Below are 16,449 nucleotides of genomic sequence, written 5' to 3'. Positions count from 1 at the left end.
GTATTTACTTTACCATTTTCTTGTAAACTGTAGGTAACATACCATACTGATCAAAAAATATTTTAGAAAAATAACTCCTGCTTTTAAACCCTATATTATATACAATTTCTGATATAGACATTTCTCCTTTTTGGAGATAATCTCTCGCAATTTCTAATTTCAATTGCCGTATATATTCGTTTACAGATTTTCCATATAATACTTTAAACCCCGCCTGAAGCTTTTTAGGACTTATTCCAGCTTCGGTAGCTAAAATAGCTATGGTAATATGTTCAGAAATATTATCAAAAATATATTCAGATAACTTATGAATTTTTTTAATATCACCTTTAGAAATCGATTCAGGTAACGTCTCCCGATTCTCAAAATTATGGTGCTCCATTAATTGCATTGCAAGAATAAGGTTTATTCTTCCTTCAATTGAAAGCGCTCTTACAATTCCCTCCTTAGGGGCATCATTGAGTAACTTAACCTCGTCTGCAATTTTAAGATTATAATTGCCAAAATGTTTAAATGTGGATCTATTTGACGTAGATTCAAATACAGAATGTAATACTTCATTCAAATAATTAAGATTGTAATGCTTTTTTTTCACATAAGCAGCTTTGTTTATTTGAATAAAATTTATTTTGACTTCTTTTCCACCGGGAAAAACCAAAATATTCTTTGTTTTTCTCTTATTAGAGATAATAATATTTTGATAGCGGTTAAGGTCTAACATACGCTCTGCATCATTAGAAAACTTAATGCTACCCTCAGAAATAAATATAAACTCCACTGGAGTTTGATTCCCTGTTACAGAGGTTAATCTTACATCTTCTTTAAAACAGACATCATAATCAATAAGTTGTACACCCCAATCAAAAGATATACTTCTTACAACCCCTTTACCATAATTATTTTTAAAATTTAAAACCTGTTCCCCCAATTGATCAGTTAATGACCCATTGAAATATCCATTTAGCTCTTTCAATAAATTAGAATTACCAGAATCCTTAATTTCAATTTCCTTCATGCAAATAACAAATAACATTTACGTTTTGAGATGTTACAAAGAAATTAGAAAGCAAAAAAAATGATTAACAATTTTGAAATTTTGTTTAACAATTTTGATCTAATTGATAAATAAATGTTCTTTATCAATTATTTACCAATTTTATTTTATTTCAGTAAAAGTCTACGCAGACTGATTGGAAGTTTTATTTCCTCTACTTTGTTCCAGATACGTTTTTGGTGAAATACCATACTTTTCCTTAAACAGTTTAGAAAAATAACTTCTTGAATTAATACCAATCTTATAGGTAATCTGGGTAATGTTTAGTGTAGAGTTTTCTAAGAGTTCCTTCGCTTTTTCAATTCTGTAATTACGAATATATTCGTTTACAGATGTTTTATAAAGTTGTTTAAACCCGTTTTGTAGTGTATTCTGATTTATACCAACTCTTTTAGCCAGCTTGGCTATACTCTCCATACTTTCAATTTCTTCTTGAATTATTTCTACGGCATCTTCTATGCTCCTAATGGTAACCTGTCTTAAGATTTTCCGCCTATCAGGATTGTTCTGATCATCTAGAAATTGCTTAAACTGATGTGAAATAATCTCATAAGCTTTGCCTTCCTGATATACCGCTTTCATAAAATGATCTAATTCACACTCCGTAAACTCCTTAATAAACTTAGCAATTTCAAGACTGTAATAAGATGTATGTTTAAGAGTCTTAACACCATTTACATCTCTAAACATTCCTCTCAATTTTTTATTCATTTCTGGTAAGAACGAAATGACTTTAGACTCAAAAAGCTTCCGATTAATTTCTATTGAAAAAAAACAAATAGGATGTTCTGCAGGAATACGCAATACATGGTTATTTTCAGGGGTGCTGGCAATTATTGCGTTTTCCAAATGTTTTATTTCCGAAAACTCATCTTCCTTTTCAAACTTATGATAAAAAGAATGCTCCCTATTGAACATAAGTTTTAATGGATGCGATAAAGCAGACTTTACGGGTAAAACCCATTCTTTTTTGAGTAAAAAATCATGATCAATAACCGCTAAACCATTATCGAATTGTACACCAGAAATATATCCTGAACCATGTGCTGCTGGTATTTGTATTCTGTAAATATTATTTTCAGTCTGATAATCAGTTTTTAAAGATATGGCAAGGCTGGCTATATAATTTTCAACACTGTCATCATTAAGTTCTATTTCTTCCGCCAAAGCTTAATTACATTTTAATGTAACTAAGGTAAAACTTATAAAATTCCTAAGCAATTTTGATAGTAGCTGTTTTAAAAAAACTACCCTATGATTTAAATATGGCATATGAGTAAAGAATAAAATTGATATGGTTAATGAATCAGCTCTGTTAAAGGGATATTTGAACGGAATTAAATAGTAATAAAAATTAAAAAATTATGTTACGTTGGACCATTACATTTATTATTCTTGCTATTGTTGCTGCGCTTTTTGGATTTGGTGGTATTGCGGCGGGAGCAGCTAGTATTGCAAAAATTTTGTTTTTTATTTTTATTTTCCTCTTTTTATTATCTCTCTTTTCTAAGAAATTTAGAACTAAATAAAAGACACTCTTAATTAACCAAAAATCAACATATTATGAAAAGAATTATATACATTATTTCACTTGTGCTAATTATGGCAATAGCTTTTACAGGATGTCGGGAAGATAAGTCTACTAGTGAAAAAATTGAAGATGGTGTAGAAGAAGTAGGTGATAAAGTGGAAGATGCAGTAGAAGATGTTGAAGACGAAGTGGATTAAAAATCAGTAGAAGTTGTTAGGTGGTTAGCAGTATTGCTAATCGATAAAGCGGATAAATATGTTATTATTTATCCGCTTTTAATAGCTCAAAACATCAACTCTTAGTTTTAGGGAATATCTATACCACCACTATCAGGACTTATATGATTAGCTACTTCGGATGGAGTATTGATTAAAATGAATTCTTCTCCTTTAATAAGAATTGAATATTGTAATAGTTGTGGTTGTTTATCTAGAATTTTTAACCAATCATTAGTTTCCAGATTTAGTTGATTGGATACATTTTCTTTTTTAAAATCGCCATGCTCTTTATCTACAAGGTCTCCAATACTCATGTTAAGTTTTTCAGCAATTTCCAACCATTGTGTACCAGTTATGTTTTCTTTAAAAACATCTATAAACCTCATTGATTTTGTACTTGCTTTTACATATGCCAATGTTTGCTTGCCTAAAGAAGAACTGGAATTGTAAATTAATGTGATTAAATTATTGCTAGTTGCTAAAAGTGACATAATTTTTTATTTTAAAAATAATATTCTTTATATATTAATGTGAATGCATATCAGTTTTTGTTTAACTCAAATTCAATTTTGTTTGAATTTTAATAAATTTAGTGTTAGTTTACTTGATAGACCAAAATATTTCAACTATTGTTTACAAAGAAGAGTATCTCTCCTCAAAAAATCACCCTACTAAATACATTAATTTCTGCTTTAATACTTTTATTTATTTATATGATCTTCCATAAATCTTCTAATGGTCACAAATATCCCAACGAAATAAAAGAGGAGGCAGAAAAAGCATTGTCTTTTTATCCTCAATTAAGAAATACGCCTGTCATTTTTAAGTTTAAAAAAGAAATTGCCAAATCAACCATGCAGGCACAGCCTGTCTGGCAAACGCTCTTTTATTCAAAGAAGAAAAGAAGATATGTTATATTAATTAGTGAAAAATTTAAGATCGACGGAAAAACATTTTACACAAAAGATGCACCATTTGATGTGCTGGTAGGGTGGTTAGGACATGAGTTAGGACATGTAATGGATTATAAAGAGCGAAGTTCCTTTAATTTGATTCTATTCGGTATTCGTTATATTTTTCTTCAACACCATATTAAAAAGGCAGAAAGAACTGCAGATGTTTATGCAATTAATCACGGAATGGAAAAATACATTTTGGCAACTAAAAATTTTATTCTATGTCAGGCTGGACTTTCAGGCACCTATCTCGATCGTATCAAAAAGTATTATCTTTCTCCTGAAGACATTATGCAACTGGTTAAAGAGCGAGACGGCTCATGATTAAGAATTTTGTGCAACAAATTCTTCCCATTCTTTAAACTTTTCTTCGCCCATAACGCGTTCCATCTTTACCTGACCGCCTTTTTTCTTGTTGGCCCCACTCCATTCATGAAAAATAGAAGGCGCTATTAGTTTCACCTTAACTCCTTCAAGCGCCTTTGATCTTGCTACCCGGTAGTTTTTATTAGCGTCTTTTAAAAATGCATCCAATATTTCTGCTACGTGCTTTTCCTCTAACTTTGTGGTGGTACCAATATACCAACTGTGATAGAAATCTTCTCCATATCTTTTAGCGCATAGCGTATATTCTGATATTTCCATATCCATTTCATTTTCCAGATGCTGAATGGCGTCATTTAGTTTATTTACAGACAGCTGAGAACCTACTGTATTTAAAAAGAATTTCGTTCTTCCTGTGATCTTGATTTCTGCGCGATCCACATCGGTAAACGCGATGGTGTCGCCAATTAAATAACGCCACGCTCCTGAAACAGTACTGATGATAAGAACGTAATCTTCATCAGTGGTCACTTCTTCGATGGTAAGCGAAGGAGCTTCCGCAGAAAGGGATCCATCAGATTTTATATATTCTGGTTTAAAAGGAACAAATTCAAAGTATATCCCATTATCAGTCACCAATTGCATCGCATCTGTTTCCGGTCTTTTTTGAAAAGCTATGAATCCTTCAGAAGCTAAATAGGTATCAATCAAAGTAATAGGTTTACCCATGAGCGTATTAAAACTTTTTTTGTAGGGATCAAAGGCTACTCCACCAGAAGTGTACACCTGAAGATTGGGCCAAATCTCATGAATATTTTTCAAATTGTGATATTCAATTACTTTTTGAAGCATTAGCTCCATCCAAGAAGGTATACCACTTAATGCACCAATATCCCAGTCAGACGCTTTTTTCGCAATTTTTTCAACTCTTTGATCCCAATCACCAATCTTTGCAATTTCTTTTCCCGGTTTGTAATATCCGCTAAACCATTCCGGGATATTACTGGCACTTATTCCACTAATCTCTCCTTCCAGATGATCTTCTTTCTCGATCAAATCGGTTGAGCTTCCCAACATCATGATCTCTTTTTCAAAGAAATCGGCAGGTAAATCAAAATTACTAAGGGCAAAAACCTGTTTTATCCCAGCTCTTCTTATAGATGCTATCATTTCTTCAGTGACGGGTATTCGCTTACTCTTTTTTCCGGTGGTACCTGAACTCAATGCATAATAATCAGGACTTCCAGGCCAGGTGACATCTGTTTCACCTTCGTGTAATTTTTTCCACCATGCATCATTAATACGGTGATAATCAAAATAGGGAACCTTTGTAGCAAAAGCTTTCTCTACCTTGTCTGATTTTAGGATTTTAGAGAAATTGTAATGTTTTCCAAACTGTGTTTCTGAGGCCTTTTCCAGCAATTCTTTAAGTACTTTTTGTTGTGCCTCTACATGGTCTGTCTGGCGTGTAAATAAATCCTTTGCTTCAATAAACCCTTTTATTAAACTTCCTATGATAGCCATACAATTCTGATTTTTCAAAGTCAACTGTTGCCCAAATAATAAAAATTGAAGCAAAAATGCGATTAATCTAGCGAATTTAAGTGCTCTAAAGGTGAAGATGTAAACGCATTCACAAAATAAATTCTGATAAAAAAATTACTGCTTTTACTTATCTGCTTTTTACAGTTCAAAGTAACATTAAAAGCTAATCCCATCTCTAATAGCAATAAAAAGCGATCCTAATTTATAGAACGTAACTCTTCATCAAAGATGCTATATATTGACATTAATACATTTAGTAGGTCTTTGCTTAAAACAGATATTTAGATATAAGTTACACTTATTCATATTCGTTTGGTTAAGATAGTTTATATCACTAATTATGTTATCATGAAAAAAAAGCATTATGGGAAATGTTCTTGAAGCAATAGATACTATTAATGAAGCCTCGTTAAATGGATTTACCAACTTAAATTTAAGTAATTCTAATTTAACAGATGATGATTTAAAGGTACTAATGCCGTTAATAGTTGAAAAACTACCCCATCTCACTAACTTAAATTTATCTGGTAACAACCTAACTAATATTCCTGAAACTATTGGAAATCTGCATGAACTAAATATGTTGTGGTTAAATGATAATGAACTCACTAGTCTCCCCGAAACGATAGGAAACATAAATGAGCTTAACTATTTGATGTTGTCTAACAATAAACTCACTAGTCTTCCTGAAACAATAGGAAACCTAAATCAGCTTCTAAATATTTTTTTAAATAGGAATGAACTCGCCAGTATTCCTGAAACCATAGGAAATCTAAGTCAGCTTCAAAACCTATACTTAGGAGACAATCAACTTACCAATATTCCAGATAGTATTGGAAGTTTAAATAGCCTTCTAGAAATTTCGTTTCAAAACAATCAAATCACTAGTCTCCCTGAAACCATAGGAAATCTAAATAATCTTCGGCGGTTGTATGCATTTAATAATCAAATCAATAGCATCCCTGAAACCATAGGAAACCTAAATCAGCTTCGACAACTAATTTTATCGGGCAATCAACCACTTAGCAGTATTCCAGAAACCACAGGTAATCTAAGTCAACTTCGAGAATTAAATTTAACGAATTCAACAGATAATTTAGATTTTAGATCTAAAGTAGTACTAGAGAGTTTAGAATCAAACATTCCCAACCTTAGAGTACAAGGCTTGACAACTGAAAACCTAACAAAAAACCATATTAAAGACTCTAAAGAAAGTGATGAATTAAGTTTGGTATTCGAAAAACTTAAGAGACTCGCAGGGCATACTAAAATAAACAGTTATTCAGAGAATTCTTCTAAGAAAGAAGCATCACCTACTAATAAGTCTCTTATAAAAGAGGATGCTTCAATGAATAAATCAAATTCTAAAAAAGAAACAAAAAGAAGAAGATCTATTTAATTCCAAAAATTAAGAAACATCTTGTATTTACAATATTACTAATACTGTTTTTCTATATTTTACCTTCCTCAAACACCTCAATACAATGTTTTTTTAAAAATCATAATTCGGCGATAAGAAGCATCAATTCTATCTTCGGTAATTTCCTTGTCGTTAACCATTTTTTTGATAACTGCAATGAGGTCTTCAGCAGTAATAAGTTTACTATCCCTTGAGTATATATGATTGGAAAACATTAAAATATCTACGCCTGCCAAAATAGCCATTTTGATAGCGGTTTCAAATCCAAAATGATCACTTATGGCGCGCATTTGCATATCATCAGAAAATATAACTCCGTCATAACCTAATTGATTGCGCAAATAGCCTTTTAAGATCTTTTTTGATAAAGTAGCCGGAAATTTTTCATCATCCAGATTTTTATTCACAATATGTGCTGTCATAATAGCATCCACATTTCCCTCGTACATAAGTTTTAGGTATGGAAATAGTTCTTCTTCCTTCCAGGTATTACTAACATCGGTAACGTTGTAATGCGAATCTTTATTGGCATTTCCCTGTCCTGGAAAATGTTTTAATACTGTTTTCACCCCAAAATAGCGATGACTCTTCACGACCTCTCTTGCGTGTTTAATTACTATTTCTGGTTCCATAGAAAAACTTCTCTTATTTTTACCGATAGCTGGATTCTCTGAGTTATGCAAATCTATAACAGGAGCATAATTTACGTTGATCCCCAATAGATACAAATTATGAGCTATCAAATCTGAATAATGCTTTGTAGAATCAATACTATTAAGATCTCCTAAATATTTAGCAGTAACTGTCTTTGGAAACCCATATTTTGGCTTTAATCTATTTACGATCCCTCCTTCTTCATCTATGCTAACTAGTAAAGGGATTTCTGAATTATTTTTGTAAGTAGCAATCAAATTCTTTAAAGTAGTACTAGAGTTGTTTTTAGAAATATTTTTTTCATACAAAAGTATACCCCCGAGGTGACCTTTAGAAACCGACTTTAAAATGACATCAGAGGTATCTGTCTCTGTTATATTGCCTATTCCCAACATCAACATCTGCCCTATTTTAATGTCTAAACTGTCTTTTTTTAATTCTTGTGAAGTTATAGGCAGTACGGTAAGCAATACACCTACAAAAAAAATAAAGCAAAATTTATTCATAGCTAGCTATTAAATTTACAATTCAGTAGAAAAATATTTTTTTAGGCTTAATACTTTTCCTCTTAACAACTGTAAAAGTATAAAAATTGTAAGCAGTTTTTTGTTTTGAAGAAAACAATCATTCTGCAATTCATTCTCTGTAATCAAACTTGCTAAGCAAGTTTCAGACAAACGTAGACAAGAGCCCTATTTTATAGTTTATAATTCCATTAAATAAAGAAACCTTCTCATTATGAGTGCATAAACTACTGAAACCACTTAACTATGACAGAGAAAAAAAGGTTTTTTCTCCTAATTTTCATACAGTTAATCGATTATTTTAGACACGTTTACCTCTATTTAATCCTATTCTCTATATTTAAGCCGAACTTAAATAACCTACTTTTTGTTAAAAAAAATAATCCCGTTTATTTTTTTGAGCACTTTTATGTCTGCCCAAAACATCAATTTTGATCGTTTAGGGCAAGATAAATTATTTCGTGTTACGGGAGGTTTATCCACCAATGGAGTTTATTATGAAGGTACCGCAAATAGAAATCCTTTCACTTATTTTGTGAGTGGGAATCTCAATTTTTCGGTAGCAGGCTTATATTCAATACCATTATCATTTACCTATTCAAATCAAGAATTCGATTTTAGTAATCCGTTTAAATTTAATCGGTTAAGCCTTCATCCTTCCTATAAATGGGTAACAGCGCATATTGGTGATGTGGCCATGACCTTTTCTCCGTATACGTTAAACGGACATCAGTTTACCGGAGCCGGCGTAGATCTCGCACCGGAAGGTCCGTTTAAGTTTAGTGCCATGTATGGTCGTTTTCTTCGTGCTACCGAATACGATGCAGAAGAACCTGCTTCCATTCCAGCTTATAAACGAATGGGGTTTGGCTTCAATGCTTCTTATGAATTTGACTTTGCAAGAATTGGATTGATCTTTTTTCGCGCAAAAGACGATGAAAACTCTATTGAGATTCCCTTTCCTGCAGATATCAATCTGGCTCCCAAAGAAAATGTGGTGTTAAGTACTCAGGCTAATTTTAGACTGTTTGATAAACTTCAATTCTCTTTAGAATATGCGGTTTCGGGCGTTACCGAAGATACAAGAGCCACCGAAGAAGCGCAAAGAACAGGCCTCACCGGATTTCTGTTAAATACTAATATAACCACAGATTATTACACCGCTCTTCGTGCAGACCTCTCTTATCCTGCCGGTAATGGAGCAATAGGTGTAGGATATGAACGGGTAGACCCAGATTATAAAACGTTTGGTGCCTACTTTTTTAATAACGATCTTGAAAATATTACCATAAATGCTTCACAGACCATCTTTGACAATAAGGTTAGCGTAAGTATAAATGCAGGCTTGCAAAGAGATAATTTAGATAATAGCAAGAGTTCAGAATTACAAAGAATTGTAAGTTCCATAAACGTGAGTTATACGGCCTCAGACAAACTTTCTTTAAATGCTGCCTACTCCAATTTTCAATCTTATACAAATATCCAAGATCAATTTGACTTTATAAATCAGGTAGCCGATTTTGATAATATTGATACGTTAAATTATCGGCAAATATCTCAGAATGCAAATCTCGGAATTAACTACGCTTTAAAAAAAACACCTAAAAAAGTACAATCCTTAAATCTTAATCTTACCTATCAAGGCACCAATAATCAACAAAACGGAGAAACTATTGAAAGTGGTCTTTCTAACTTCTATAATGTCGCCAGCGCTTATGCTCTTGGTTTCCCGCAACGAGCCATGACAGTTTCACTGGCGGCTAACGTTTCTTATAACTCCATAGAACCCGATAAAAATCTAACTGCAGGACCTACCTTAGCAATCACCAAATCGTTTCTGGATAAAAAACTGAGAACGAATTTCTCCACTTCGTACAATACGGGTTTTAATAACGGAATCAAACAGAATGATATTTACAATTTTAGACTGAGTGGAAATTATACTTTCCTAGAAACTCACAACCTCAGTCTCAATTTACTTTCTCTTTTCAGAAGTACAGAAGCATCTGGAAGCAATACTGATTTTACGGCAACGATAGCTTATTCATATGCTTTTGATAGTTTCCGATTAAAATTCAAAAAAAGAAATAGAGTCCCCTCAGATACAGCACTTAAAAAACAGCTGCCTTCAGTTCAATTCAGATATCGATCGGTCACTTACAGCGGAACATTTGCTCAAGTGAATCAGCAACTTAACGATGTTAGACGTAGCAGTAAATTTATAAATATTCCACTAGGTAAACAAGATGAACTCACCCTGTTATACGCAGATGTGATAGCACAGAAGAAACCCGGAAACTATAAGGAAAAAGCACTGGTTTTTCTGGAAGCTTTATACAGTTTTGATGATTTTCTTAAAACCTACGATCAACTGGTTTATAACGTAATAGAGCGAATTAAAGAAGATATGGCAGATATAGATTTTGTTCTCGAAAAACGATTTCTGGAAACCAAATTTACTTTGGATGAAGTCATAAAAGCTCCCAACATTCAGGGAGAAGAAATTAAAAAACAACAAAAAGAACTAAGAAACCGACAGGAAAAATTGGTGGGACATCGTTGGATGGAACAAAAATTTGAAGAGTATACTTCGGTTAACTCGATAGAAAACCCTGATAAATTTCTAAGAGAATTTAAAGAAATGGAAGCAGCCAGTACTTATCGTAAGTACGAAAAAGAAAACGATGTTAAAAAAATTGAATTATATTTAGAATCCCAAATAATTGATTTCTATTACCATAAGTCCTTAAAGGAAGTAGATCCAGAAAAGTTTGAACTTAAGTACATAGAAAAGAAAGAAAACTAACCAGAATTATGATCAAGCGTTTGAAATATATCGTTGGCTTGCTTTTGCTATTTGTTCTCCATACAAATGCGCAAACATTTCCGGTAACAGCCGTACCTCAGGTGAACGCACCCGCACCTATTTATTTTACTTCGTATGCAGACGCCAGTATTATTAATGGTCCGCTAAGGTTACAACTAACCTTAAACGATCTCACCGTAAGCAACCGGGAAGTAAGAATCAGAGCCTTTTTTGAGGGAAATGGGATTGCCTTTCAAAGTAATGATATCGTAATTGGAGCACCTGCTCTTTTTCTAGATGGTGGGGTGCCGCTTAATTTGGGAGTAACTGAACTGTCCCCATACTTTGCTTTTGAAAATATTACGGGCATCTCTCCTGCCGCATACGGACAAATTATTCCAGAAGGTTCCTACCAGTTTTGTTTTGAAGTCTATGATGTATTAAGCGGTGCGAGGCTATCCAGACGCAGTTGTGCGACCACCTATATTTTTCAAAACGAACCTCCTTTATTGGTGAGTCCGTTTAACCAATCAAATATTACCGAGCAAAATCCGATCAACTTATTTTTTCAATGGACACCAAGGCATATTAATGTTAGTAATGTACAATATGAACTCAGTATCGCAGAGATCTGGGATAATACGGTAGATCCGCAAGCAGCGTTTCTATCATCACCGCCGGTATTTCAGGTAACCACTACCAATACCTCTTATTTATACGGCGCAGCCAATCCGTTGCTATTAAGCAATAAACGCTATGCGTGGCGAGTTCAGGCGAAGGCGCTCAACGGTGCCGAAGAAGTAGGGCTTTTTAAGAATAACGGTTTTAGTGAAATTTTCTGGTTTGACTATTCCGCTCCCTGTCTTCCGCCAGAAAATGTAGATCATGAAGTGAAAGGTACCCATCAGGCAAATATTCTATGGGTAGACTTTACAAATGAAGTACCCGAATTTAATATCAGGTATCGGGAAAAGAGCAATGACGTACAGAATCAATGGTTTTATTCCAAAACAACAGCCAATTTTATCACCCTATGGGATTTGAGACCGGGCACTGTATACGAATATCAGGTAGCCAAAAAATGCAGCCTTACCAACAGTGAATATTCAGCTATCCAAACCTTTACTACTTTTATTCAGGATGATGAAGCCGGACTCTATAATTGCGGTATTGCTCCCGATATAAGCATCAGTAATCGGAATCCGCTGGAAAACCTCAATACGGGAGAGACCTTCAAGGCAGGAGATTTCCCAATAAAAGTAATAGAAGTGAGCGGAAGCTCTGGCAGGTTTAGCGGTAAAGGCTACGTAAGCATCCCCTATCTGGGAAGTATTAAGGTAGCTGTAGAGTTTACCAACATATTACTTAATACAGACCGTCAACTTGCAGAAGGAACCGTAATAACCACTTACGATCCCGACTTAAGCGGTATTATCGACCCATGGGATGAGCTAGACGATATTGGTGATATTATCAATGGCGGAGACAATATTGTATTAGATGATGTAGATTTTGATATTGAACGGATAGAAATTACCGATGATGGAAACACGCTTGTAGTGATTGGTAAAGACGAAAACGGAAATGATACTCAGATTGAATTTCCTTATGACGACACAGATACTTATCAGGTCACCGGAAGCAATGGCGTCTTTGTAGTTGATGAAGAGGGGAATCTTAAGAAAATCGGGGAAGTCGCAGACGGGGGTTCAGTCACAGGAGACAATACAGATGGTGTAAATCCCGGTGGTAATGGTACGGTTGATAATCCGTCTGCTGGAACTTTTGCTAATAACGATATTGCTGTAACTTATGTGAAAAGTGAGGATACCAAGTACGGCTGGGATGAAGTAAACAATCCTTACGAAGAGCAAAACTATCCTAAAGTAAAGCTAGAAAGTGGTGGAGAGATCTATCCTTTTCATAAAGCCGTACCTACAGGCAAAAGCGATAGCTTCTATGCAGATATCGATATAAAAAATCCGGAGATCTCAATAGACAGCCTTGTTTTCAAGACGGTTGCCGGAATGGCTTTAAAAACGGAAAGAGTTGATGGTGAAAACCGATTCAAAATCATCGTTGAAGGGCATACGGGATATAAGAATGAGGAAGCTCTTATCACCTATAAAAATGGTACTGGAAAACAAGTAGTCATTTCCAGTTTTTTTATTCATCATTTAAAATCGTTTGAAGACGTAAGGATGGTATTGGTTCCAATCAATAATGCTTTCATTGAAGAGGATGCAGTGTCACTTGCTGCGAATACCTTTGCAAGTTCAGGAGCAGCACTGCAAATAAGTAAGGCACAACAATATGATCTGGCAATTACCGACTGGGATAAAAATGGAAATAATGAACTTGATTACGATGGCAGCGGATTACTTTCCCAGCTTCCGGAAGAATTTGCGGCTATTAAGAACAACTTTAAAAATAATTACAGTGCCTACTCTAATCGCACCTACTATATATTCGTTTTTGACAATAATATAAGACCTACCAAATCAATTGCCGGATTTATGCCCAGAGGCAACCAATTCGGATTTGTTTTCTCTGGCAATGGATCTGGCCTTGAAAGCAAGGCTAAACAAGCGACAGTAATTGCTCATGAAATTGGCCATGGTGTTTTTAAATTACAACATCCTTTTGAAACTACCGCACAATCAGGAAGTACAAACTGGTTAATGGATTACAACAACGGTAACGGTACTGAAATTTCTAAGGTACAATGGGAAGCCATGGGCGATGAAGGTATCCAATTGTATTTCTTTGACAAAGATGAGGAAGGGGAATATGATGGTGACGAATATGCTTCTAAAGTATTTCAAACGGTAAGATGCAGCTACGCCGGGGGAAATTCAGCTATTGTTCCCGTTAAATTTGAGTGGGCCTCTCGCAGAGTGAATACCAAAACTGAAGATTTTGGAAATCTTGATATTATCATCTCAGAAGAAATAACCAATCTTGGACGGGTACAAATTACCACTTCCTTTAAGCCTTCAGATTCTTATTACGGTGTTGGCGGTAGAACGTTCTATATACTGGATTATGGGGGATTGGTAATTCGTAAAAGTAAATCCTCCATAGTAAGTGATCCAAATGATCAATCAATTAGAGATCAACTTAATAAACTACAAGACTATCTCTTTTCATATACTCAGGAAGAAATTCAAGCGGATTACGAGCAGGTACTTCGACAAATTGAAGGAAAGGAATCTTTTAATGATGAAGATATCAAAGCTTTAAAAGATATCGCCAATTGTGCCGCTAGCAAATTTTCAACGCGCAATCGATACATTATCATAAAGAAGATCGCCTTCAAATATAGCGGACTTAAAGAGCGCTATGAAGATCTTATTTTTGACCTTATTGAGAATCACGGCAAAGATGAGACAGTCTTTGCAAATGATTTCTTAGATGAGTTTGTGAATGATCCCGATGGCAGCCGTTTCTTGGAGAAGTTGTTCAAGAAATCTGATAACAGCGGAATCATGACATTATGGCTTGGTAATGAGCAGAATTTTGATCGATTCCTTGATATCTTTTACAAGTTATGGTCCAATAGCAAATATGCTAATCCTGATCTATTTGACTACACCGAAGAAGGAGACGGAGATTTATCCACTCCGCTAACCCTAATGTATTCTGAGGGAAAATGGTTCCCCGTTGCGTCGTACTCGGGGGCTGCATTTAGTGGAAACACGATTACCATCACAAAATCGGTTTCTCGTCCTATCTATACTCCCTATGGAAATCAATACCAAACAGAACGAACCCGACTGCAATATGAACTTTTCCAGCCAATTTTAATTTACCTGGAGGGTCAAACTAATGACGTGTTCACCGGAATGTACCCTGCCCTTTACTTTGCAGGAGATGTACAACGGGATAATTTAAAAAAGAATCTGCAAAAAGCAGAATTAGCTTTTGATGTAATCACCACGGTGAGCGGTATTGGCAATCTTTTTAAACTAAGGCATCTCAGACATGTCTCCAAACTCGTTAAATTGAGAAAGACTACCATTGCCGGAATTACATTTACCAGCGATGTAGCCAATATCATTCTCAAATATACTGAGTTGTGCGAAGTGGTTTCAGATAAAGAATTCTGTGATGCTTTTGAAAGTTATAACAGTTACCTGCAAAATGCATTGTTTGCAACCGGAGTGGTTCAAACGGCGATGGGGCTTAGCCGATTGAGAGCAGCTCGCCAATATGAAAAGAATAGATCAAAGTTGATCGCTCGTTACGGTACAGATGATCCTAGGATTCGGGAACTGGATGATCACTTCATCAAAAACGTACTTGATTATACCGATGTCCCGGATGCCTTAAAACAAGACATTCAAAGCTCTGCTGAACTTGCAGATCTTTTTAAGAATCTCGATGAATTAACCAAACTGCAATTAGTAAATGCCTGGAGTATACTTGAAGGCAATCCTATCTTACGAAAAAGACCTCAAAATTTACGTACACTCCGTGAAGCAATGCTAAAAGGAGTTGATAGAGATAAATTAGCCGAAGCAATTGGCAAATCCAGAAGCAAACAAAAACTGATGGATGAAATTGCGGATGCCGAAAGCTATTATCACATTCTGGTGATCATCAAAGATTATGATAATATACCAGGAGTCGCCAGAGGAAGATACAGCAGTAATTCATCATCTATATCAGACAAAAGTATATTACCCAATGGTTGGGATAGCGCTTATGATTTACCAACAGATAAAGTGAAGACCTTTTCAGGAACTATTGATGCGATTGAGCTTACAGCAGGTCAAAAGATCTATAGAGTACATCCTCCAAATGGTGCTGGAGGTCCTTACTGGACTCTGCAAAAACCACGTACACTTGAAGAGGTAATCGGAGGCACCGCCGTAAGACCTGAATGGAATAATTTTGAATACCTGAGCGAATATAACGTTCCTCAAGGTGTCACCATCAGAGCATGGAAAGGTAAGGCTGCCAAACAGGCGGTGAGTGATGTACCTAGTAATTATCATTTGCCGGGAGGAGATGCACAACTTTTCATAGGGTATATTAATCGTCAGGACCCAAACTTTAACCCAAAAACCAGCCAAACTTCATGGTAATCAAATCCTTTCATACCTACTTGAAGCCCTTGATAGATTTCTATACGGAAGTTTACGAGACCTCTGAAAGTACCATCGATAAGAAATCGGCACTTAAGGGCATCAATGGAGTACAGTCAATTCAGAAGGAAATTTTGAAGTATGAGAAGAAACAGCAGAAAAAACATCTTAAAGTAATTTACAACCAACTGTCTAATCTATCTCGGGGTATCGAATTTTTTGAAAATTTTGAGACGAACGAACAACATAATGCATTGGGTATTCATATTTACACAATGCAGGAAAAAATTGAAAAAGAACTTAACTGGTAAAATTGTTAGCCTACGA

At 34.9% G+C, this 16,449-nt stretch carries 12 protein-coding genes; 7 read left to right on the top strand and 5 right to left on the bottom strand.

Annotation, left to right across the window (positions count from 1 at the left end; all coding sequences use genetic code 11):
- Positions 1-4: 4 nt before the first annotated feature.
- Both WBG07_RS12715 and WBG07_RS12710 read right to left on the bottom strand, forming a co-directional pair.
- Positions 5-1,015, bottom strand: a complete 1,011-nt coding sequence (locus WBG07_RS12715; protein WP_340201843.1) for a helix-turn-helix domain-containing protein — start codon at positions 1,013-1,015, stop codon at positions 5-7.
- Positions 1,016-1,177: 162 nt separating this feature from the next.
- Positions 1,178-2,221, bottom strand: coding sequence for a helix-turn-helix domain-containing protein (locus WBG07_RS12710; RefSeq protein WP_340201841.1), 1,044 nt, complete (start codon positions 2,219-2,221; stop codon positions 1,178-1,180).
- A gap of 197 nt (positions 2,222-2,418) precedes the next feature.
- Between WBG07_RS12710 and WBG07_RS12705 the strand changes: the two genes are divergently transcribed.
- Together WBG07_RS12705 and WBG07_RS12700 are read left to right on the top strand one after the other, a co-directional pair.
- Positions 2,419-2,583, top strand: coding sequence for a DUF1328 family protein (locus WBG07_RS12705; protein WP_340201839.1), 165 nt, complete (start codon positions 2,419-2,421; stop codon positions 2,581-2,583).
- A gap of 34 nt (positions 2,584-2,617) precedes the next feature.
- A complete protein-coding gene (locus tag WBG07_RS12700; protein WP_340201837.1) occupies positions 2,618-2,782 on the top strand; it encodes a hypothetical protein in 165 nt (54 codons plus the stop codon).
- Positions 2,783-2,889: 107 nt separating this feature from the next.
- On the opposite strand, the gene WBG07_RS12695 is transcribed toward WBG07_RS12700, so the two are convergent.
- The gene (locus tag WBG07_RS12695) at positions 2,890-3,294 is read right to left on the bottom strand and encodes an arsenate reductase family protein (RefSeq protein ID WP_340201835.1); all 405 of its coding nucleotides are present in this window, start codon (positions 3,292-3,294) and stop codon (positions 2,890-2,892) included.
- A gap of 138 nt (positions 3,295-3,432) precedes the next feature.
- On the opposite strand from WBG07_RS12695, the gene WBG07_RS12690 reads away from it, so the two are divergent.
- On the top strand, positions 3,433-4,083 hold the full coding sequence (locus WBG07_RS12690; RefSeq protein WP_340201833.1) for a hypothetical protein: 651 nt from the start codon (positions 3,433-3,435) through the stop codon (positions 4,081-4,083).
- On the opposite strand, the gene WBG07_RS12685 is transcribed toward WBG07_RS12690, so the two are convergent.
- Positions 4,084-5,607, bottom strand: coding sequence for a GH3 family acyl-acid amido synthetase (locus WBG07_RS12685; RefSeq protein WP_340201831.1), 1,524 nt, complete (start codon positions 5,605-5,607; stop codon positions 4,084-4,086).
- A gap of 385 nt (positions 5,608-5,992) precedes the next feature.
- Here WBG07_RS12685 and WBG07_RS12680 point away from each other — a divergent pair, with 385 nt between their 5' ends.
- Entirely contained in the window at positions 5,993-7,027 is a 1,035-nt protein-coding gene (locus WBG07_RS12680; protein ID WP_340201829.1) for a leucine-rich repeat domain-containing protein, read from the top strand.
- A 77-nt stretch (positions 7,028-7,104) separates the two neighbouring features.
- Here WBG07_RS12680 and WBG07_RS12675 read toward each other — a convergent pair whose 3' ends face one another.
- A complete protein-coding gene (locus WBG07_RS12675) occupies positions 7,105-8,208 on the bottom strand; it encodes a glycoside hydrolase family 3 N-terminal domain-containing protein (protein WP_340201827.1) in 1,104 nt (367 codons plus the stop codon).
- Between the two features lie 385 nt (positions 8,209-8,593).
- Between WBG07_RS12675 and WBG07_RS12670 the strand changes: the two genes are divergently transcribed.
- From WBG07_RS12670 to WBG07_RS12660, 3 genes are read left to right on the top strand one after another with little or no spacing between them, the layout of a single operon-like run.
- Positions 8,594-11,032 carry a TonB-dependent receptor gene (locus WBG07_RS12670; protein WP_340201825.1) on the top strand — a complete coding sequence of 813 codons (2,439 nt, stop codon included), beginning with the start codon at positions 8,594-8,596 and terminating at the stop codon, positions 11,030-11,032.
- An 8-nt stretch (positions 11,033-11,040) separates the two neighbouring features.
- Positions 11,041-16,122: a fibronectin type III domain-containing protein gene (locus WBG07_RS12665; RefSeq protein WP_340201823.1), complete on the top strand. Its 5,082-nt coding sequence runs from the start codon at positions 11,041-11,043 to the stop codon at positions 16,120-16,122.
- Complete coding sequence (locus WBG07_RS12660) at positions 16,116-16,433, top strand: hypothetical protein (RefSeq protein ID WP_340201822.1); 318 nt, start codon at positions 16,116-16,118, stop codon at positions 16,431-16,433. The genes WBG07_RS12665 and WBG07_RS12660 overlap by 7 nt, the downstream gene beginning before the upstream one ends.
- Positions 16,434-16,449 lie beyond the last annotated feature (16 nt).

This window comes from Ascidiimonas meishanensis (assembly GCF_037782385.1).
GTDB lineage: Bacteria > Bacteroidota > Bacteroidia > Flavobacteriales > Flavobacteriaceae > Ascidiimonas > Ascidiimonas meishanensis.
Note: the sequence above shows the minus strand (reverse complement) of the source record. Positions and strands in the feature narration are given on the sequence as shown.